Below are 20,667 nucleotides of genomic sequence, written 5' to 3'. Positions count from 1 at the left end.
GAACAAGGGGGCAGGCAAAAAAAAGCCCGGGCCGCTGAACGGCTCGGGCTTGGATCGAACAGGCTGGCGCTGTTTACATCACGGCCTTGATGGCAGCCGCCACCGCCTTGATGTTGCCCGTGTTCAACGCAGCCACGCAGATACGGCCCGAGTCGACACCATAGATGCCGAATTCGGAGCGCAGACGCTGCATTTGAGTGGCATTCAGGCCCGAGTAGCTGAACATGCCCTTTTGACGGGTGATGTAGCTCAGGTCGCCTTGCACGCCAGCGGCGCTCAGCTCGTTGACCAGGGCAGTGCGCATCAGCTTGATGCGGTCGCGCATTTCGGCCAGCTCGTCTTCCCACATCTTGCGCAGTTCGGGCGAGGTCAGCACCGAAGCCACCACTTGGGCGCCGTGCGTGGGTGGGTTGGAGTAGTTGGTGCGGATCACGCGCTTGAGCTGGCTCAGCACGCGGTTGGACTCTTCAGCCGATTCGCTCACGATGCTCAGGGCGCCCACGCGCTCGCCGTACAGCGAGAAGCTCTTGGAGAAGCTGGTGGACACGAAGTAGCTCAGGCCGGCGTCCAGGAACTTGATGACCACGGCGCCGTCTTCGGCGATGCCGTTGCCGAAGCCCTGGTAGGCCATGTCCAGGAAGGGGACCAGGCCGCCAGCCTTGATGGTGGCGATGATCTCGTCCCACTGGGCGTCCGACAGGTCGTAGCCGGTCGGGTTGTGGCAGCAGGCGTGCAGCAGCACGATGGTGCCGGGCTTGGAGGCCTTCAGCTTGGCCAGCATGCCGTCGAAGTTGATGCCACGGTTGGCTGCGTCGTAGTAGGGGTAGACGTCCACGGGGAAGCCGGCGGCTTCGAACAGGGCGCGGTGGTTTTCCCAGCTCGGGTCCGAGATCAGGACTTGCGCGTCAGGGTTCAGGCGCTTGAGGAAGTCAGCGCCGAGTTTGAGGCCGCCGGTGCCGCCAATGGCCTGCGCCGTGGCGATGCGGCCAGCCTTCACGGCGGCGTGTTCGGCACCGAACACCAGGCCCTGCACGGCCTTGTCATACGCCACGATGCCGTCGATGGGCAGGTAGCCGCGGGCTTTGGGCGCCTCGGACATCTGCTTTTCAGCAGCGGCCACGCACTTCAGCAGGGGCAGCTTGCCCTGGTCGTCGGTGTAAACGCCCACACCCAGATTGACCTTGTTGGGGTTGGGGTCGGCATTGAATTGTTCGTTGAGGCCCAGGATGGGGTCACGGGGGGCCATTTCAACGGCAGCGAACAGCGAGGCCATGCAAGCAGTCTCCGGTCAGAGGTGTTAGAGCTGAAAAAGGGATAAGCTGGAAAATTCGACAGCTCGAACTTGAGCAAAAAATGGTTTTTGACCACCTTCGCCAAATCGGGCAAACCCTTTATTTTATCGAACTGTGACCCGGATGTCTGAGCCGATTGATCTTTCCTCTGCCGCGCACCCGTCAAAAAGTGTGCAATCTCCTGCGATTGCGCTGGAGGGCGTGGTCACAGCCGGGCTGGCAGGCAGCGAACACAGCGCCGGGCATTTCGTGCAGTTTCCCGACTCGCCCTTCGAGCTTTACCAGCCTTATCCCCCTGCGGGCGACCAGCCCACCGCCATCGCGCAACTGTGCGAAGGCATCGAAGATGGCCTGTCCTACCAGACCCTGCTGGGCGTGACCGGCTCGGGCAAGACCTTCACCATGGCCAATGTGATCGCCCGGCAAGGGCGCCCGGCCATCGTTTTTGCACCTAATAAAACGCTGGCGGCTCAGCTGTACGCCGAGTTCCGCGAGTTCTTCCCGCACAACGCGGTCGAGTACTTCGTCAGCTACTACGACTACTACCAGCCCGAGGCCTACGTCCCGCAGCGCGATCTGTTCATCGAAAAGGACAGCGCCATCAACGAGGCCATCGAACAGATGCGTCTGAGCGCCACCAAGAGCCTGCTGGAGCGCCGGGACGTCATCATCGTGGCCACCGTGTCGGCCATCTACGGTATCGGCAAGCCTGAGGACTACATGCAGATGGTGCTCATCACGCGTGTGGGCGACAAGATGGGCCAGCGCGACGTGATCGCCCAGCTCATCCGCATGCAGTACAAGCGCAATGACATGGACTTCGGGCGCGGCACCTTCCGCGTGCGGGGCGACACGATCGACGTGTTCCCGGCCGAACACAGCGAGCTGGCCGTGCGCATCGAGCTGTTCGATGACGAGATCGACAGCATCCAGTTGTTCGACCCGCTCACCGGCAAGGTGCGCCAGAAGATCCCGCGCTTCACGATTTATCCATCGAGCCATTACGTGACGCCGCGCGAACGCGTGCTGGTGGCCATCGAGGCCATCAAGCAAGAGCTCAACGAGCGCGTCAAACAACTGGTGGCTGACGGCAAGCTGGTGGAGGCACAGCGCGTCGAGCAACGTACCCGTTTCGACCTGGAGATGCTGCAAGAGATCGGCCACTGCAAGGGCATCGAGAACTACACGCGCCATCTGTCTGGTGCCAGGCCGGGTGACCCGCCGCCCACGCTGGTCGATTACATGCCGGCAGACTCGCTCATGTTCCTCGACGAGAGCCACGTCATGATCGGCCAGCTCAGCGCCATGTACAACGGCGACCGGTCGCGCAAGACCACCTTGGTGGAGTACGGCTTTCGCCTGCCATCGGCCCTGGACAACCGCCCACTCAAGTTCGAAGAGTTCGAGGGCAAGATGCGCCAGTGCATCTTCGTATCGGCCACGCCCGCTGCGTATGAGCAGCAGCATGCGGGGCAAGTCGTCGAGCAGGTGGTGCGGCCCACCGGCTTGCTGGATCCGGTCGTCGAGGTGCGCCCCGCCACGCATCAGGTGGACGATGTGCTGCAGGAAATCCGCATCCGTACTGACATCAACGAGCGCGTGATCATCACGACGCTGACCAAGCGCATGGCCGAGCAGCTCACCGACTACCTGACGGAAAACGGCGTCAAGGTGCGCTATCTGCACTCGGACATCGACACCGTCGAGCGTGTCGAAATCTTGCGTGATCTGCGCCTGGGCGTGTTCGACGTGCTGGTGGGCATCAACCTGCTGCGCGAGGGTCTGGACATCCCCGAAGTGTCCCTGGTGGCGATTCTGGACGCCGACAAGGAAGGCTTCCTGCGGGCCGAGCGCAGCCTGATCCAGACGATTGGTCGTGCGGCGCGTAACCAGAATGGCCGCGCCATTTTGTACGCTGACAAGATGACCGAGTCCATGCGCAAGGCCATTGGCGAGACCGAGCGTCGTCGCAACAAGCAGATCGCCCACAACGAAGCGCATGGCATCACGCCGATGACCATCAACAAGAAGGTCAAGGAGTTGATCGACGGCGTGATGTCCAACGCGGCCAAGGACGATCTGCGTGCGGCCGAGGCCCTGGTCAAGTCGATGGAGGGCAGCGAGGGCATGTCTGAACGTGATCTCAGCAAGCGCATGAAGCAGCTGGAAAAGGACATGCTGGAGGCCGCCCGCAACCTGGAGTTCGAAAAGGCCGCCCGCCTGCGCGACCAGCTGGCCCTGCTCAAGGAGCAGGCTTTTGGGGCCGTGGTGCACGACCACGTGGTGCCGATTCAGGCTGGGCGCAAATGAGCCTATCCCCCTAGCTTGCCATGGGTGAGCTAGGGGCTTTTCACCGCTGGGCGTGACGCGCACAATCCATTTCTGGCCGAGCAAGTGCCTGGCCGTTTTGCGGGAGCACGCCATGGACAAGAAGCTTCACTGCCTTGAGACCTTTCGTGTGCAGGACATGCACGGCGCCACCTACAAGGTGCATGCCTATGAGCACCTGACTCGCGTCGACAACCTGCTGGACATGCGCACCCAGTGGGAGCCCACGGGGGAGGTCGAATTCAAGCTTGAAACTGGTGAACACCTCGATCTGGATGAAGATGGCACTTTGCACGTGCTTGGATCGAGCATGCCTTTGAGGCGCGTGTCACCAAGTGCCCACGTCATGTGACCTTTGCCCTTGGGGACCGAGGGTGAGCGCGAGACAATAGCAAGATGGCTTTTTTCTTTCCGTCTCGCTCCAAACCTACGCCGATTCCATCCTCGTTTCGCATGCGGGTGCTCATGGTGTGCATGGGCAACATCTGCCGCAGTCCGACGGCGGAGGGGGTGCTGCGCCACAAACTGGCCCAGGCCGGTCTGGCGAATGTGATCGAGGTCGATTCAGCCGGTACCCACGCCCACCACGTGGGCAGCCCACCTGACGAGCGCTCGCAACAGGCCGCGCGCAAACGGGGCTATGACCTCAGCCGCCAGCGCGCCCGCAAGGTGCGTTTGCAGGATTTTCAGCAGTTTGACCTGTTGCTGGCAATGGATTGGGACAACCTGGCCTTGCTGGAGGAGAACTGTCCGCAAGACCCCGAATTGCGCCGCAAGCTCAAGCGGCTGACCGAGTTTGTGCCCGCAGCATCGCCTCACGCGGGTGCGCAGGTGGTGCCGGACCCGTATTACGGCGGGCCGGCTGGTTTCGACTTCGTGCTCGATCTGGTCGAGCACGCCTGTGACGGCCTGGTCGCACATTTGCGACAAGTTGTCGGTTCTGTCGCATCGCGCGCCTGACAAGCTCCGCCATTAACCCAGCACGCCACTGGGGCAGCAGGCTGGCCCGGATCTTGATAGATCAGGCCTATGGGCGCCATCGTCAATGCATAAGGGAACTCCCTTGGTTGAAGTTGACTAAATCAGTTGGGTACCTTATGATCGAGCTGATTACTCGGAAATAAGGCTTGGCCGGAGATCCCGGCTTTGCCACCCACAGGTCATCCCTGCCGCGATGGGTGCCAACCGAGTCCCTGACCAAGGAGAGAAGCGATGCGTCTGACTACCAAAGGCCGTTTTGCCGTAACGGCGATGATCGATCTGGCTCTGCGTGAGCACACTGGCCCCGTGGCCCTGGCTGCCATCAGCCAGCGTCAACAGATTTCCCTGTCCTACCTCGAACAGCTGTTCGGCAAATTGCGCCGTCACGAGCTGGTCGAGAGCACCCGTGGCCCTGGCGGTGGTTATTCGCTGGGCCGCAAGGCTGAGGACATCACCGTGGCTGACATCATCGTGGCCGTGGATGAGCCCATTGATGCCACAGGTTGCGGCGGCAAGGAAAACTGCATGGGCGAAGACGGTGGCCGTTGCATGACGCACGACCTCTGGACCAGTCTGAATAACAAGATGATCGAGTACCTTGATTCGATCAGCTTGCGCAAACTGGTGGAAGACCAGCTCGCCAAGGGCGTGTCCATCGAGGCGCAGCCCATCAAGCGTGCCATCTCCACCCAGCCGGTGGTCAAGCCGATCAAGGTCACGGCCCCCAACTCGGTCTTTGCTCTGGGCGCAGCCCTCACCAAGTAAAGGGGCACCCACCCCCGGGTTTGCCTACCCCGGGTGGTGTCCCTGATAATTGACAGTTTTGCGCTGAGCAGAGCTCATTTATTTCCTGCGTAGATATCGCCCGGGCCGCCCATGTCACCATGTGGCAAGGGTCTGGCGCCAGCTTTGTTGAGTCTCCACCATGGACATGACCCCTCACTTCCCGATCTACATGGACTACGGCGCCACCACGCCGTGCGACCCCCGAGTCGTTGACGCCATGATTCCCTGGCTGCGCGAGCACTTCGGTAATCCCGCATCCCGCACCCATGCCTATGGTTGGGAAGCCGAAGAAGCGGTCGAGAAGGCGCGTGTGCAAGTTGCCGAGCTGATCGGCGCCGACCCGCGCGAAATCGTCTGGACCTCGGGCGCCACCGAATCCAACAACCTGGCCTTGAAGGGCGCCGCGCACTTCTACAAGACCAGAGGCAAGCACATCATCACGGTCAAGACCGAGCACAAGGCCGTGCTGGACACCGTGCGTGAACTGGAACGCCAGGGCTTCGAAGCCACCTACCTCGATGTCAAGGATGACGGCCTGCTGGACATGGACGTGCTCAAGGCCGCCATCCGTCCCGACACCATCCTGATCTCGGTCATGTTCGTGAACAACGAGATTGGCGTGATCCAGGACATCCCGGCGATTGGCGCCCTGTGCCGCGAGAAGGGCATCATCTTCCACGTGGATGCTGCCCAGGCCACCGGCAAGGTCGAGATCGACATGGCCACGCTGCCTGTGGATTTGCTGAGCCTGGCCTCGCACAAGACCTACGGCCCCAAGGGCATCGGCGCGCTGTATGTGCGCCGCAAGCCCCGCATCCGCATCGAGGCGCAGATGCACGGCGGTGGTCACGAGCGTGGCATGCGTTCGGGCACGCTGCCCACGCACCAGATCGTCGGCATGGGCGAGGCCTTCCGCATCGCCAAGGAAGAAATGGCCTCCGAGAACGTGCGCATCAAGGCGCTGCGGGATCGCCTGCTGGCCGGTCTGCAAGGCATCGAACAGATCTTCGTCAATGGCGATCTGGACAAGCGTGTCGCCCACAACCTGAACGTGTCGTTCAACTATGTGGAAGGCGAGTCGCTGATCATGGGCATCAAGGGCATCGCCGTGTCTTCTGGCTCGGCCTGTACCTCGGCCAGCCTGGAACCCAGCTATGTGCTGCGTGCCCTGGGCCGTTCGGATGAGTTGGCGCACAGCTCGCTGCGCATGACCATCGGCCGCTTCACCACCGAGGAAGAAGTGGACTACGTGGTCAATACGCTGAAGGATCGTGTGGCCAAGCTGCGCGAACTGTCACCGCTTTGGGACATGTACAAAGACGGCATTGACATCAGCACTATTCAATGGGCTGCACACTAGACGTCAGCCCCCGGCTGCGGGGTACCGCAGCCACCCCCCGAGGGGGTAGCGGGGCCGGACGCTTGGGGCGGCCCGGCGCTGGCCCCGCCGCCACTAACAAGGTCGGGGCGGATCACAGAGCCGCGTTAAAGATCGTTCTTTGAGAGAGATTTGGAGTTTCACCATGGCATACAGCGACAAGGTCATTGACCACTACGAAAACCCCCGCAACGTTGGCTCTTTCGAAAAGGGCGACGAGACTGTGGGCACCGGCATGGTCGGCGCCCCAGCGTGCGGCGACGTGATGAAGCTGCAGATCAAGGTCAACCCCAGCACCGGCGTGATCGAAGACGCCCGTTTCAAGACCTATGGCTGCGGTTCGGCCATCGCATCGAGCTCGTTGGTGACAGAATGGGTGCGCGGCAAGACCCTGGACGAGGCCCTGGACATCAAAAATACCCAGATCGCCGAAGAGCTGGCTTTGCCCCCGGTCAAGATCCACTGCTCGATCCTGGCGGAAGATGCCATCAAAGCAGCCGTCAACGACTACAAGGCCAAGCATGCAGCCTGATCAAGCCACTTCCGCTGTGAACCCGGCATCGTGTACCGCCGGTCCCGGCAACGGGCCGCTGGCGGACATCGCTGAAGTCAACGCCAACATGACCGTGGGCCTGACCGAGGCCGCCGCACGTCACATCACCCGCTACCTGGGCCGCCGTGGCAAGGGCGTGGGTGTGCGCCTGGGCGTCAAGACCACAGGTTGCTCCGGTCTGGCCTACAAGATCGAGTTCGCCGACGAGATCGCCCCTGAAGACATCGTCTTCGAGCAACTCGGCGTCAAGATCCTGGTCGACCCGAAAAGCCTGCCCTATATCGACGGCACCGAACTCGACTTCGTGCGCGAAGGCTTGAACGAAGGCTTCAAATTCAACAATCCGAACGAGCGTGATCGTTGCGGGTGCGGCGAATCCTTCCGCATCTGACGTGAACGTGGCAAGGCATGCGCCTTGCGAGGATGGAAGCCTCACCATGTGGTGGGGTTTCTCTTTTTGACGGGTTGCTGTGGCCATGAACATCGACGCTGACGACTTCACCTTGCTGGGCCTGAACAAGGCATTCGCACTGGATCGCGCCCAACTGGACGCGGCCTGGAAAGCCTTGCAAGCCCAGGTTCACCCCGACCGTTTTGCGGCCGAAGGCGCAGCCTCGCAACGTATCGCCATGCAATGGGCGGTGCGGGTCAACGAGGCGCACCAGCGCTTGAAAGATCCGCTCAAGCGTGCTGCCTACCTGTGCCAGCTGGCCGGCGTGCCGGTTCAGGCCGAGAACAACACGGCCATGCCGGGTGCCTTCCTGATGCAGCAGATGCAGTGGCGTGAAGCCCTGGAAGAAGCCGGCAGCGCCCAGGATGTCGAGGGCTTGTCTGACGAGGTCACAGGCCAGCGCAAGGCCCGCCTGGCCCGCGTCACGCAATTGCTGGATGTGGATGCCAACCCCACCGAGGCCGCGCAGGAAGTGCGCGCCTTGATGTTCATCGATCGCCTGCTGGAGGAGATCGATGCCCGACTTGAACAATACGAAGACGCCAGCTGAGACTGCTGACCACACATGGCCCTGCTGCAAATCTCCGAACCCGGGCAATCGCCCGATCCCCATCAGCGCCGCATTGCGGTCGGCATCGACCTGGGCACCACGCACTCGCTGGTGGCCGCCGTTCGCCACGGTTCGGCCGAGTGTCTGCCGGACGAGCAGGGCAGGGTGATCCTGCCGTCGGCCGTGCGCTACATGGTCGATGAGCGCGGCCAGACGCGTCGCCACATCGGCTTCGAGGCGCTCGCAGCCCAGGCCGAGGATTCGCAGAACACCATCGTGTCGGTCAAGCGCTTCATGGGCCGCCGCCTGGCGGATCTGCCTGATGCCGGCCGTTTGCCCTATCAGTTTGAAGACCAGCCCGGCATGGTGGCCGTCAAGACCGTGGCCGGCGTGAAGTCGCCCGTCGAGGTGTCGGCCGAGATCCTGGCCAGCCTGCGCCAGCGCGCCGAAGACACCTTCAACGATGACCTGTTTGGCGCCGTGATTACGGTGCCCGCCTACTTTGATGATGCCCAGCGGCAGGCCACCAAGGATGCGGCCCAGATGGCCGGCCTCAATGTGCTGCGCCTGCTCAATGAGCCCACGGCCGCAGCCATTGCTTACGGCCTGGACAACGGCGCCGAAGGCCTCTACGCCATCTATGACCTGGGCGGCGGCACCTTCGACATCTCGCTGCTGCAACTCAGCCGGGGTGTGTTCGAGGTTGTGGCCACCGGTGGCGATTCTGCCCTGGGTGGCGACGACTTCGATCACCTGCTGGCTGACGCCGCCCTGGCCGATGCCAAGATGGAAGCCGTCACCCCGCAGGACAAGCGCACGGTGCTGGTGGCGGCGCGCCGTACCAAAGAGAAGCTCTCTACTGATGGCAGCGCGCACCTGTCTTGCATGCTGTCTGGCGGCATGCTGTCGGCCAGCATCACGCGCGAGCGCCTGGCTGAGTTGGCCAAGCCCTTGATCGACAAATCGCTGGCCTCGGTCAAGCGCGTGCTGCGAGATGCCAAGATCAAGCCGGACGAAGTCAAGGGCGTGGTCATGGTGGGCGGATCCACCCGCATGCCCGCTGTGCGCGATGCCGTGGGCGCCTTCTTTGGCCAGGCACCGCTGACCGATCTGAACCCCGATGAAGTCGTGGCCCTGGGCGCGGCCATCCAGGCCAATCAACTGGCCGGCAACAACGCGCAAGGCGAGTTGCTGCTGCTGGACGTGCTGCCCTTGTCGCTCGGTCTGGAGACCATGGGTGGCCTGGTCGAGCGCATCATTCCGCGCAACACGCCGATTCCATGCGCCCTGGCGCAGGACTTCACCACCTTCAAGGACGGGCAGACCGCGCTGGCCGTGCATGTGGTGCAAGGCGAGCGTGAGCAGGTCGAGTTCTGCCGCTCGCTGGCCCGATTCGAGCTGCGTGGCATCCCGCCGATGGCCGCTGGTGCCGCACGCATCCGCGTCAGCTTCCAGGTCGATGCAGACGGCTTGCTGAGCGTGTCGGCCAAGGAGCAGCTCTCCGGCGTGGAAGCATCGGTTGTGATCAAGCCCAGCTATGGCTTGACCGATGACCAGGTGGCGCACATGCTGCGCGAAGGCTTCACCACCGCTGCCGCTGACATGAAAGACCGTGCCTTGCGCGAAGCCCGTGTGGAAGCCGAGCGCATGCTCGAAGCCACGCGCACCGCGCTGGCTGCCGATGGCGACCTGTTGAGCACCGAAGACCGCGCCCGCATTGATGGCCTGATGACCCAGATCGGCCAACGTTGCGACCGTGGTGACATCGTGGCCCTGGAGGCGGCTATCAAAGCGCTGGCCGACGGCACCGAAGCCTTTGCCGCCGAACGCATGAACCGCAGCATCCGCCAGGCCTTGGCGGGGCGCAAACTCGATCAAGTCTGAAGCTCGACCATGCCCATCATCAAGATCCTGCCCCACGCAACCCTGTGCCCCCAAGGCAAGGAAATCCAGGCCGCGCCGGGCACCAGCATCTGCGAAGCCTTGCTGGAAAACCACATCGAGATCGAGCACGCCTGCGACATGAGCGCCGCCTGCACCACCTGCCACGTCATCGTGCGGCAGGGCTTCAACAGCCTCAACGAGATGGACGAGACGGAAGAAGACCTGCTGGACCGCGCCTGGGGGCTGGAGCCCGACTCGCGCCTGAGTTGCCAGGCCATCGTGGCAGGGCAGGATCTGACGGTCGAGATTCCCAAGTACACCATCAACCACGCGCGCGAAAACCACTGATCACATTCAGAAAGGCCTGATGTTGTGACTGTTCGCACTTTCAGCACCTGGCCATTCCTGCCGTCTTTGCCTCAGTTGCGCAGGCGTTGGTTTGTTGGTGCTTTGCTTGCGGGGGGGCTGTTGGGGTGGGCCGCCAGAGCGGATGCCAAGGTGGCCGTGCATCGTGCGCGCGTCAAAGTGAATGGTGCGGGGCGCGTGCTCATGCCGCTTGCACTCAAGGCCTTCGTTGATCACCTGATCCCCGCTGATGAACTGACACCCGCTGCTTCCGCCTTGAAGGTGCCCGAAGTCATCTGGCAACAAGCGCAAGCGGATGCCGAGTTAGGTCGGCTTGTTGAGGTGGTTTGCAGGTGGATGGATCAATACGGAGAGGGCTTTGCCGCCTTACTGCCGCAGGAGCGTGAGGCGCTCGTGACGTGGATGTCCAAAGCGCCTTGGGAATCACCACAGCGGCGCTTTTTCCACCTGGTGCGCGATCGTGCTTTCACGCTGTACTACACCCAGCCTGCTTCGTGGAAGGGCTTGCCCATGCAGCGCCCGCCACAACCGCTTGGCCATGTGCTGGATTGAATCAGCATGAGCGCCAGGTTTGATGCCATCGTGATCGGCTCAGGTGCTGGTGGTGCAGCTGCCGCTTGGCGCCTTTGTCAACGGGGGTGCAGGGTGCTCGTGCTGGAGGCAGGCCCCTGGTTTGATCCAGACAAGGACTACGGTCTGGACAAACCCGACTGGGAGGCGCGCTCCTTTCCTGTCAAGCCCGGCTCCGCTGGCCGACATCGCTACGGTGAGATGCAGCAGCTTGATCCGCAGTGGGACGACTTGCGAAGCTGGCATCACGAGACAGGGCGCCTGGTGCTGGGTGATCGGCGGGCTGTGCGCATTGGCTACAGCCATGTACGAGGCGTGGGCGGCAGCACCTTGCACTATGTGGGTGAGGCCCACAGGCTCAACCCACATTCGATGAAGTTGCAAAGCGAGCATGGTGTAGGCGCCGATTGGCCTTTCGACTATGCAGAGCTGGAGCCCTTCTACCTGGAGGCCGAGCGTCTGATCGGCGTGGCCGGGCCATCGGCCGTTGGTGATCGTTGGCGTAGCCAACCTTATCCCTTGCCAGCACATCCCGTGTCTCGCGCTTCTCGCACGCTGGGCGCTGCGGCATCCTCGCTGGGTTTGAGTTGGTCGCCCAACCCGCGCGCGACCTTGTCGCAGGCCTATGACGGGCGCCCTCCTTGCAACTATTGCGGCGCTTGCGTGAGAGGGTGCCCTCGGCGAGACAAAGGTTCAGCCGATCAGACCTTCATTCGCCACGCCTTGCAATCAGGCCAGTGCGAAGTCAGGGCTCGTTCCACCGTGCTCGATTTGCTGCATGGCGAGCAACGGGTCATCCGGGGCGTTCGCTATGTAGACGAGAAGGGGCGCCATCATTTCGAGCATGCGCGCATGGTGATCGTGGCTGCAGGTGCCATCGAAACACCTCGGCTTTTGCTGGCCAACCGATCGGCGCTGGCGCCACAGGGCATCGGCAACGATCATGGGCAAGTCGGTCAGCACTTCATGGAGACCTTGTCCTGGACCTCTGTGGCCATGCATCCTCAGGCGCAGGGTAGCTACATGGGCCTGCCGGCAGATGCCATTTGCTGGGATTTCAATCGGCCTGATGCGATTGCCGACGTGGTGGGCGGCGCGCGCTTTTACTCGGCCACGCTGGATGCCGATCTGATGGGCCCGGTGGCTTACGCGACGCGCCTGATCGATGGCTGGGGTGCGCAACACAAGCAGCGCTTGCGACGCAGCTTTGGCCATGCGCTGGCCGTTGGTGCCATCGGCGAAAGTTTGCCCCATCCTCGCTCATTCATTGATCTGCATCCCAGTGATCGCGACGAACATGGTATGCCGCTGGCCCGCATCCATTCGCATGTGGATGACATGGCTTGCAGGCGCCTGCGCTTCATGGCAAAGACCTGTCGAGACCTGCTCAAGGCTGCGGGCTGTGCGGACTTGCGCATGGAAATGGGAACGTATGACGACTTTGCCTCCACGCATGTGTTCGGTACCTGCCGATCAGGGGTGTCTGCGCGTGACAGCGTGTGCAATGCGCAAAATCAAATTCACGGTTGGAACAACCTGCTACTGTGTGATGGAAGCACGTTTTCCAGCACTGGCGGAGGGGAGTCGCCCTCGCTGTCCATCCAGGCCTTGGCCTTGCGGGCGGTCGACCGGTTCCTTCAGGCTGGCTAGTGCGGCGTGCCTTTTCCCTTTGCACTACTGGAGTACCACCATGAACATCACTTTCACCTTTGCTCGCGCTGCCGTCGCGTTGGTTGGCGCACTGTCCGCCGCTTCTTTTGCGCCTTCCGTGATGGCTGGAGCGGCGCCTTGTGGTTCGGGTTGCAGCGCACCGGTGGCCTCTGGCAGCGGTGAGGCCGACACCACGCAGGCTTACGCAGGCATCAACTGGGCATTTGGTTCTGGGCCCGAACTGGTTCTGGGCGTTCGCAGCCTGCACACCAATGACCGCAACAAGGTCGCTGGTGCCAAGGTCGAAGCAACCTTCCCATTCGGCAAGCAAAGCATCAGCTTTGACAAGCTCCGTCTGCGCCTGGTTGGTGGCAATCGTGCGGGCATGTATGAACTGGGTGCCGGTTATTCGTTCGGCAGCAAGGGCTTCCTGTTGTCCGGCGCTTTGCAAGCTGACTACGTGGTGGCGGGCACCGACTTCAACTTGAGCAACTTCCAGTGGCAGCCCTTTGTCGGCGTCAACACCTTGGCGCGCCCTGACGAGGGCCAGGGTGGGGGCTTGTCATGCCCGGCTGGTTGGACCATGCAGGATGCCAATACGGTAGAGACCTCGCTCAACGTCACTGTCGACCCCAGCCAGGAAGTCAATGGCAAGACCTGCGTCAACAACACGTGATCTGAGTTGAGCTGATGGGGCTTGGGGGACGGCTGCTAAAGTATGCAGCCGCCCTCTGTTTCTTCGAAAAGCCCCATGTCCCGTCAGATCTTCCTGGATACCGAAACCACCGGCCTGAGCCCCGAATCAGGCGACCGCATCATCGAAATCGGTTGCGTGGAAATGGTCAACCGACGCCTCACTGGCCGGCACCTGCATTTCTATATCAACCCGGAGCGCCCCAGCCATGAGGATGCCGTCAAGATCCACGGCCTGACGGACGAGTTCCTGGCTGACAAGCCCGTGTTCGCGGCGCTGGCCGATGAGATCATCGCGTACTGCCGTGACGCCGAGATCATCATCCACAACGCCAGCTTCGACGTGGGCTTCCTCAACGCCGAGCTCAAGCGGCTTAACAAGGGTGTGTTCAAGGACCATGTGGGTGGCATCGTCGACAGTCTTGTCATGGCGCGCGAGATGTTCCCCGGCAAGTCCAACTCGCTGGATGCACTGTGCAAGCGGCTTGAAGTCGACAACACGCACCGGACCCTGCACGGCGCCCTGATGGACGCGGAGTTGCTGGCCGAGGTCTACATCAACATGACGCGGGGTCAGGATGCTTTGCTGATCGACAGCGATGCATCCGATGGTGGCGAAGGGCAGGGCAAGCAGGAAGTGGTGGCCGTCGACTTCAGCGCCTTTGATCTGCCGGTGATCAAGCCCACGGACGAAGAAGCAGAAGATTTCGAGAAATCGTTGGCTGCGATCGACAAAGCGAGTGGCGGAAAAACTTTGTGGAAATCGATTGAAGTTATGCTATAGTCATGGTCTTCGCTGATTGCGACAAATAAATCAGTGATCCCGAACCAGTTTCGGGCGGTTAGCTCAGCGGTAGAGCACTGCCTTCACACGGCAGGGGTCGCAGGTTCGAACCCTGCACCGCCCACCAGAACAAAGCCTCTTGCGAAAGCAAGGGGCTTTTTTTGTATGTCGTATCAAATCAAGGCATGAATCTGGCTCCACCAAGGCGCCATCTCAGCCATGTTTGCTTCGCCAGGCGGCCAACTCCAATGGCCGAATGCCAAAACGCACGGCATTGCCGGGGTGCAATGCGCTGAACTCATCGAGAACCAGCTTGATGAAATGTGCCTTGTCCGCCTCAGGCACTGCAGATGGCACTCGCGCACTCACAGTGGCCTGTGTTGCGACCTCATCACCACGGACGATCTGGGCGATGACCTCACCCAAGGCCTGCCGATAGCGCAGGCGAAAGATGTCGGGCGGCACCAGGTTTTGCTTGACCGCGACGTATTGCTGGCACGAACGTTCGTAGGCCCACAGGAAAACGTCGCGCAGCAACTCGATTTGGTTCAGTTCGTACACGCCGATCATGGCGTCCACATAGGCTTGCTGCGGTACATCGATGAAGGACAGAGGGCACAGGTTATGGCGTATGAGCGGGATGTTCGCCGCCAGGCGTGACACGCGCTTGTTCACATCTTCGAATGGCTGCAGGTAAGGCAGATGCACCATCAAGAAGAAGGCTTGCTCGAACGGGTCAAGGATGTCTGCCGCCATTTGCACCACGATACCGAACAGTTCCTCCAGCCGCTGGGGCAGGGCGACTGGAAGGTATACGCTGCCGCCGATCTCAACCGCTCTGCTGCGGATGCGGCCACAGGCGCTGGGGTCGGCCATCAAGCCATCTGACAGCAAGGCGTGCAGGGCGATGATGGTGTCGGGGGCCACGCGGGCATGGTCGGGGTCGTGAACCAGATACTCGATCGCATGCTTGTGGTTCAGGATCATCTGTGTTTCCAGCGCGTCCTTGCCCTCTGCGGCCTGGCCGTACTCGATCAGGCGCTCGGTATCCAGCCTGCTGTAGGTGTTGCCTTCCAATTGCGACGAGGCCCAGGACAAGTCAATCAGCAAGCGATTGAGGATGTCGCGTGCAAACGTGCCTGCCGGGGTTTGATCTGCGGGCGACTTGCCCAGTGCATGCAACTGATCGCATAGTGCTTCGGGCAGATAGGCCGTGACGTTGGGGTGGTACTGCTCAAGAAAGCCCAGTTGGTAGCCCACTGGCTTGCGCAGTTGGCGGGGCTGTCGTACATAAGCCTTGATTTCCTGCCCCTCCGCTGAGGTCGGTACGTAGATATCGGCAGAGGCTGGATCTACGGCTTTGATCTGGTCATGAATGGCGGCCCCGATGACCTGTGGCGCTATGGCGTAGCGCACAGCACGGGCTTCACCCAGCATCTGTATGCGGCCGTGTTCCACCAGCGAGGCCAGGCGGCGCTGCAATGTGCGGCGCTGCAAGCTGTTACCCAGCGTTTGCGAAAGCGCATCGATCCCAATGCCTTCAGGGTGTTGGCCAATCAGCTCAACCAGACGATCAAGCTCTTTTTGTAGGGGGACTCGGGGCATGTACATTCCTTGGCGCCAGAGTCCGAGTATCGCGACAATTTATTTGTCGCACAAGAAGTATTGCGACAATTTGGTGTCGTGATTTCGGCATTCGCGACATCTCATCCACACCGGGCTGACCTGATCAGCGTGCCACCCAATCTCTGGGTAACGGTCCTTCATAGCGCACATCCACACACGGTGTCGGGAAGGTGGCACCTGGTGGCTTGTCGGCCGCCTCCAGGTAGCAGGGGTACATGCCGGCCAGGAAGGCGCAGAACAGCTGCATGTTGAACTCCCTGGTTGTCCAGCCAAAATCTGCAGCGAAGGCCGACAGCAGCGAACTCAGGTTCATGCGCAAGGGCCGCCCAGTGGATTCAAAGTAGCGGTCGATGTCGAACGCCAGCTTCAGATAGGGGCCGTCGGTCAGCCCCAGCTCCTTGGCGAGGCCCAGCGTCAGCGGCATGCGCTCGTCGCTGGTCGAGATGGGGCGGCCATAGCCAGCCATCCGCCCGCTACTGCGCAGGAAGTGCTCCAGGTAGTCGGGCAGGGTGCTGCCGGCATCCAGTGCATGCTGGGTTTTGTAGAAAAAATCCAGTGCACGGAACTCGTTGCCACGTCCAAAGATGGTGGCCTCCGAGATGGCCTGGGCCGCACTGATGGCCAGGTTGGGTGTGCTGCGCGTGGTGCCGGCCAGCGCGGCAACGCGGTTGTTCCACAGGCGGGCGTCGGGATAGCTGCTGTACACGAACGCAGATGTCATCAGCTGAATCTGCTCACGTGGCACGTGTCGCCCGAAGATGCCGAAGGCGCAGAGCGAGAACCAGTCCAGTTCCTTGAGTTCGCGGTGAAGATCGTGGCCGCGGAAGACGGCGCGCTGCCCTGGAAAGGCCGCACCCATGCGGGTTCGCAGGATGCCGACATGTTCATTCAGAGTCTGGGGGCCCGTCATGCAGGGGTCTCCTTGTGCTTGTTCAACGGGTCATCCAGCAGATCGACGTCAGGATAGGGGAAGTGCTTGAAGCCGTAATCGGCTTGTTCCAGTGCGTGTGCGGCGGCGCCGGGCAGCCTGAGCAAGAGGAACAGCATCTCACCTTGTCGAGCATGGAAGCCCATGTCCGCCAGCGCGGCAGCGGCGACACCCGTCATGGCCAGCGGCAAGCCTGCAGCCCGTTCAAGTACATCGCGTTGCGACACCATCCATGCCAGGCGAGGGCCTTGGCTCAGTCCGGCCAGGGTGACGAGCGACTTCAGCACGACGGTGGGTGTGCTGACACCATTCGCATCGAAGCCCGCAGGGTGTTCGATGGCGGGCCAGCCTGCGTCATCGGGGGCCAGCCACGTTGGCGGGCGAGTGTGGGTCAGCGTATCGATCCAGTCCGATGGCGTCAGTGCGTCGCACCGCGCCCAAAGTCGCATGCTCAGGTACACATCCCTCGCGCCGCCACTTTGGCCCGCCCCAACCGCCAGGGCCGCCATCAGGCTGGCTGCCGCGGGCGAGCCACCAACACCGCCGCACATGGCGGCATGAACCATCGGGTCCCGTGGGCCAGGGTTGGCCAGGGCCACGGCCAGCGCGTCCAGCATGGCTGCTTCTGATATGGAAGGCGCTTCGCCTTTGATCAGTAGCCAGACCATGTCCGCCCAGCGCGCCCGCCCCAGCATGTGCCCGTAGACGTCATACCCGTGACAGCGAGCTGTTCGCGTCGCAAAGGGGTTGTCCACCTCGGGCTCTTCGTGCCAGATGCGGGTGTGCAGTGGTGAGCCACTCATGCGGAACCCTCCAGCGTCTGCATGCGCAGGCTCATGGGTGGCACTTCCTCGCCATCGATGCGGATGTCCAGCAAGGTCGGCCCAGATCGCGTGAGGATCGCGTTCATGTCCAGCTTGTCAAAATCCTCGGGGCCTTCGATCACGTGTCCTGGTATGCCCATGGCTTCGGCCATGAGTGCGTAGTTCACTGTGGGTAGCTCGAAGGCGATGCGTTCCGCGCCTGCCAGGCGTTGGCCGTGTTTCACCATGCCCAGCGCGCTGTCATTGAGGATCACGAAGATCACGGCGAGGCCTTCTTGTGCCGCCACCGTGATTTCCTGGCCATTCATCAGGTAGCTGCCGTCGCCAGTGATGCACACGACAGGGCAGTCCGGCTTGCCTCGCGCCACACCGACGGCGGCTCCAATGGCCCATCCCATGGGCGCAAAGTCCATCAACACGCGCAGCCAGCCTGCATGATCGTGGCGGCGCTCGCCACTCCAGACTTGATTGGTCTGGGTTTCGCCTGCCGGCGGCACGAGCCCCAGGCGGCGGTTGTTGCGAGACTCCAGGTAGTGAATGGCCCAGGCTGTGGCGTTGCCAGCATCGGCCAGAAAACGTGTGGTGGGCGGGAACCGTTTGGAAAGCTCCACCATCAGGCGTTGAGGCTTGATGGGCCTGGCGTCACTTTGCAGTTTTTCAGGTTCTCTCAGTGTGACGGCCGACTTCATGGAGATGCCGCCAATAGCTGGCGCCCAAGGCATGCCCAGGGCTTCCTGTTCGATGTGCATCAGATCCAGCAGCCGCTCGAAGACAGTGCGGATGCGGCCGCGCACGTGCTGGCGGGCCATCGGTGAATGCCTCAGGTGCTCATCGGTGGCGTCGATGTGAACGAGCTTGTGGTTGAGCACACTGTTGCTCCAGGCACCACTTGTCCATTCGCCCAGGCTGGTCCCGATGGCCAGGATCAGTCCCACGTTGTCATTGAGCGTCTCATTGGCTGAAGTGTGGCCGGCAAATCCGAACACACCTCGGTAAAGCCTGTGATGCGGGTTGATCAGGCCCTTGGCATCTGGCGTGGTGACAAAGCAGGAGTTGGTCATCTCCGCGAAGTGGATGATGGACTCGATCGCTTCGCCACAATCGCCGCCGATGATCAGCGCAACCTGTTGCGCATCCTGCAGGGACATGAACAGGCTGTGGACCATGTCCTCGTCAACCAGCGATGGTTTGCGCATGAGGTTGTGGAGCTCGCGTGGTGACAACCGCTGCTCGACCGTGCCTTTGAGCAAGTCCAGGGGGATGGACAGGTGCACCGGGCCGTGCGGTGCCTGAGAGGCTCGCATCAAGGCCTGAACCAGTTTGGTCTCCAGTTGTTCCGCGTGAGACACCAGCGTGTTGTAGCGGGTGCAATGGCTGAACATGCCGACGGTGTTGACGCCTGTGCAGGCCGATTCCTGCAAAGCGCCTTTGCCGAACACTGGTAGAGACGGTTGCCCCGTGATGACCAGCATGGGCACGCCGTTGTCATAAGCGCAGGCCACGCCGGTGATCAGGTTGGTGGCGCCTGGTCCTGAGGTTGCGCAGCACACGCCGATCTTGCCGGTTTCCCGTGCATAGCCATCCGCCATGAAGGCGGCGCCAGCCTCATGTCTGGCGACAATGGGCCTGAGGCCTTGACGCCGGGCGCTGACCGCCATGGCGTTGTAGAGCGGCTCGATGGCGCCGCCAGGGACGCCGAATATGTAATCGACGCCAATGGCTTCCAGGTAAGAAATGATGAGTTCCGCTGCGCCAACCGTGGTGGGCGGAGGGGCCAATGAAACAACTGCCGCGGATTTCACGCCTTCTTGTCCTTGTTACACGAGGGGTGTTTTGTTCACATATTGATACATGTGGGTTGTCGGCGAGAATGCATCCCTGAGGGGGCTGTCGTCACCCCCCCTGTCGCGGGTCCACCCTTGGACAAGGGGTCAAATTTGTGGCGACTACGCACAACTCGCAACATTGTTGACAGACAGGAGCGAGAGGGCCCCAGAATGGGCGCCTGCGACAGGACAGAGTGGGGAGTTTCTTGTTCTCAGCGTGGCGTGAATGGCGGTATGCCATGAGGTGTCTGGTGGTGGCGGTACTGAGTGGTCTCATGTACGCCAGCTTGGCCGTCGCCGCTGAAGACGATGTGTCTCGATCTGGCCTGGCTGTGGTCTACCCCGATATTGGCGAGCCCTACCGCAGCGTGTTTGCCTCCATCATTGAAGGCATTGAAGATCGCGCGCGAAGCAAGGTGGCCACGTTCCCCATTGCGATGGGCGCCAGTCCGCCTGCACTGTCCGACGAGTTGAGGCACCGCAACGTGCGTGCTGTCATTGCGCTGGGTCGCAGTGGCCTGAAGGTGGCCTCCACGCTGGATCGTCATATCAATGTGGTGGCCGGCGGGGTGCTGTCGGTGCCTGAGTCGGATACCCAAGGCATGATGGTTCAAAGCCTGGCGCCGGATCCGGCCTTGCTGTTTGCCCGCTTGAAGTCCTTCATGCCAGGAGCGAAGAGGGTGGTCGTCGTGTATGACCCACGCCAGAATGACTGGCTCATCAGGTTGGCCCGTGATGGGGCCAAGGCGCAAGGGCTGGAATTGCTGGCGCTGGAGGCTGACGATCTGAAGGTTGCGGTTCGACGCTATCAGGAAGTGCTCGGCACCCTCAATCCAAAACGTGACGTGCTGTGGCTGCCGCAGGATTCGACCACGGTCGACGAATCCGCTGTGCTACCTCTGATTTTGCGAGAGTCCTGGAATCAAGGGTTTGTTGTTTTCTCCAGCAACGTGATGCATGTGCGGCGAGGTGTGCTGTTCGCGCTCTATCCGGACAACGCAGAAATTGGGCGATATCTGGCTGGTGCCGCCCTGGCCTCAATGTCTGCCAGTAGCCCCCAACCGCGCGGCATTCATGCCCTCAAGCAGGTATTGACGGCGGTCAATACCCGCACGGCCGAGCACCTCGGCATTGACCTGCGCGCCTCTCAGCAGCGCATCCATTTAGTATTACCGGAGCAATGAGATGACAGGTGCA

Annotated in this window: 20 protein-coding genes and 1 tRNA gene; 16 read left to right on the top strand and 5 right to left on the bottom strand. The window is 61.7% G+C overall.

Features of this window, described 5'->3' with window-relative positions; translation table 11 throughout:
* Nucleotides 1-73: 73 nt before the first annotated feature.
* Nucleotides 74-1,273 (bottom strand): amino acid aminotransferase, encoded by a 1,200-nt coding sequence (locus HY836_RS06695; RefSeq protein WP_290674789.1) that lies wholly within the window; start codon nucleotides 1,271-1,273, stop codon nucleotides 74-76.
* Nucleotides 1,274-1,415: 142 nt separating this feature from the next.
* Here HY836_RS06695 and uvrB point away from each other — a divergent pair, with 142 nt between their 5' ends.
* The 15 genes from uvrB (at nucleotide 1,416) to HY836_RS06620 (ending at nucleotide 14,393) form a co-directional block, all read left to right on the top strand.
* Entirely contained in the window at nucleotides 1,416-3,602 is a 2,187-nt protein-coding gene (gene uvrB, locus HY836_RS06690) for an excinuclease ABC subunit UvrB (protein ID WP_290674787.1), read from the top strand.
* A gap of 112 nt (nucleotides 3,603-3,714) precedes the next feature.
* Complete coding sequence (locus HY836_RS06685; protein WP_290674785.1) at nucleotides 3,715-3,972, top strand: hypothetical protein; 258 nt, start codon at nucleotides 3,715-3,717, stop codon at nucleotides 3,970-3,972.
* A gap of 101 nt (nucleotides 3,973-4,073) precedes the next feature.
* Complete coding sequence (locus HY836_RS06680) at nucleotides 4,074-4,580, top strand: low molecular weight protein-tyrosine-phosphatase (protein WP_290675065.1); 507 nt, start codon at nucleotides 4,074-4,076, stop codon at nucleotides 4,578-4,580.
* A gap of 252 nt (nucleotides 4,581-4,832) precedes the next feature.
* Complete coding sequence (gene iscR, locus HY836_RS06675; RefSeq protein ID WP_290674783.1) at nucleotides 4,833-5,366, top strand: Fe-S cluster assembly transcriptional regulator IscR; 534 nt, start codon at nucleotides 4,833-4,835, stop codon at nucleotides 5,364-5,366.
* A gap of 160 nt (nucleotides 5,367-5,526) precedes the next feature.
* Entirely contained in the window at nucleotides 5,527-6,747 is a 1,221-nt protein-coding gene (locus HY836_RS06670; protein ID WP_290674781.1) for an IscS subfamily cysteine desulfurase, read from the top strand.
* A gap of 163 nt (nucleotides 6,748-6,910) precedes the next feature.
* Nucleotides 6,911-7,297, top strand: coding sequence for a Fe-S cluster assembly scaffold IscU (iscU, locus tag HY836_RS06665; RefSeq protein WP_290674779.1), 387 nt, complete (start codon nucleotides 6,911-6,913; stop codon nucleotides 7,295-7,297).
* 88 nt (nucleotides 7,298-7,385) lie between these two features.
* Nucleotides 7,386-7,709: an iron-sulfur cluster assembly protein IscA gene (gene iscA, locus HY836_RS06660; protein ID WP_290675062.1), complete on the top strand. Its 324-nt coding sequence runs from the start codon at nucleotides 7,386-7,388 to the stop codon at nucleotides 7,707-7,709.
* Between the two features lie 85 nt (nucleotides 7,710-7,794).
* Nucleotides 7,795-8,319 carry a Fe-S protein assembly co-chaperone HscB gene (hscB, locus tag HY836_RS06655; protein WP_290674777.1) on the top strand — a complete coding sequence of 175 codons (525 nt, stop codon included), beginning with the start codon at nucleotides 7,795-7,797 and terminating at the stop codon, nucleotides 8,317-8,319.
* Between the two features lie 15 nt (nucleotides 8,320-8,334).
* Entirely contained in the window at nucleotides 8,335-10,203 is a 1,869-nt protein-coding gene (gene hscA, locus HY836_RS06650) for a Fe-S protein assembly chaperone HscA (protein ID WP_290674775.1), read from the top strand.
* A gap of 9 nt (nucleotides 10,204-10,212) precedes the next feature.
* Nucleotides 10,213-10,551: an ISC system 2Fe-2S type ferredoxin gene (gene fdx / locus HY836_RS06645; RefSeq protein WP_290674773.1), complete on the top strand. Its 339-nt coding sequence runs from the start codon at nucleotides 10,213-10,215 to the stop codon at nucleotides 10,549-10,551.
* 24 nt (nucleotides 10,552-10,575) lie between these two features.
* Nucleotides 10,576-11,121 carry a gluconate 2-dehydrogenase subunit 3 family protein gene (locus tag HY836_RS06640; RefSeq protein ID WP_290674771.1) on the top strand — a complete coding sequence of 182 codons (546 nt, stop codon included), beginning with the start codon at nucleotides 10,576-10,578 and terminating at the stop codon, nucleotides 11,119-11,121.
* Between the two features lie 6 nt (nucleotides 11,122-11,127).
* Entirely contained in the window at nucleotides 11,128-12,789 is a 1,662-nt protein-coding gene (locus tag HY836_RS06635; protein WP_290674770.1) for a GMC family oxidoreductase, read from the top strand.
* Between the two features lie 40 nt (nucleotides 12,790-12,829).
* Entirely contained in the window at nucleotides 12,830-13,465 is a 636-nt protein-coding gene (locus HY836_RS06630; RefSeq protein WP_290674768.1) for a hypothetical protein, read from the top strand.
* 75 nt (nucleotides 13,466-13,540) lie between these two features.
* Nucleotides 13,541-14,266, top strand: coding sequence for a DNA polymerase III subunit epsilon (gene dnaQ, locus HY836_RS06625; RefSeq protein WP_290674766.1), 726 nt, complete (start codon nucleotides 13,541-13,543; stop codon nucleotides 14,264-14,266).
* Between the two features lie 52 nt (nucleotides 14,267-14,318).
* A tRNA-Val gene (locus tag HY836_RS06620) sits at nucleotides 14,319-14,393 on the top strand.
* Nucleotides 14,394-14,479: 86 nt separating this feature from the next.
* Here HY836_RS06620 and HY836_RS06615 read toward each other — a convergent pair.
* The 4 genes from HY836_RS06615 to HY836_RS06600 form a co-directional block, all read right to left on the bottom strand.
* Complete coding sequence (locus HY836_RS06615) at nucleotides 14,480-15,871, bottom strand: Fic family protein (protein WP_290674764.1); 1,392 nt, start codon at nucleotides 15,869-15,871, stop codon at nucleotides 14,480-14,482.
* Nucleotides 15,872-15,995: 124 nt separating this feature from the next.
* Complete coding sequence (locus HY836_RS06610; protein WP_290674762.1) at nucleotides 15,996-16,802, bottom strand: hypothetical protein; 807 nt, start codon at nucleotides 16,800-16,802, stop codon at nucleotides 15,996-15,998.
* Entirely contained in the window at nucleotides 16,799-17,623 is an 825-nt protein-coding gene (locus HY836_RS06605) for a citryl-CoA lyase (RefSeq protein WP_290674760.1), read from the bottom strand. The genes HY836_RS06610 and HY836_RS06605 overlap by 4 nt, the downstream gene beginning before the upstream one ends.
* A complete protein-coding gene (locus HY836_RS06600) occupies nucleotides 17,620-19,446 on the bottom strand; it encodes a thiamine pyrophosphate-binding protein (protein ID WP_290674758.1) in 1,827 nt (608 codons plus the stop codon). The genes HY836_RS06605 and HY836_RS06600 overlap by 4 nt, the downstream gene beginning before the upstream one ends.
* Before the next feature lie 299 nt (nucleotides 19,447-19,745).
* Here HY836_RS06600 and HY836_RS06595 point away from each other — a divergent pair, with 299 nt between their 5' ends.
* Nucleotides 19,746-20,654, top strand: coding sequence for a hypothetical protein (locus tag HY836_RS06595; RefSeq protein WP_290674756.1), 909 nt, complete (start codon nucleotides 19,746-19,748; stop codon nucleotides 20,652-20,654).
* Nucleotides 20,655-20,667 lie beyond the last annotated feature (13 nt).

This window comes from Aquabacterium sp. (genome assembly GCF_016234775.1).
Classification (GTDB): domain Bacteria; phylum Pseudomonadota; class Gammaproteobacteria; order Burkholderiales; family Burkholderiaceae_C; genus Aquabacterium.
Note: the sequence above shows the minus strand (reverse complement) of the source record. Positions and strands in the feature narration are given on the sequence as shown.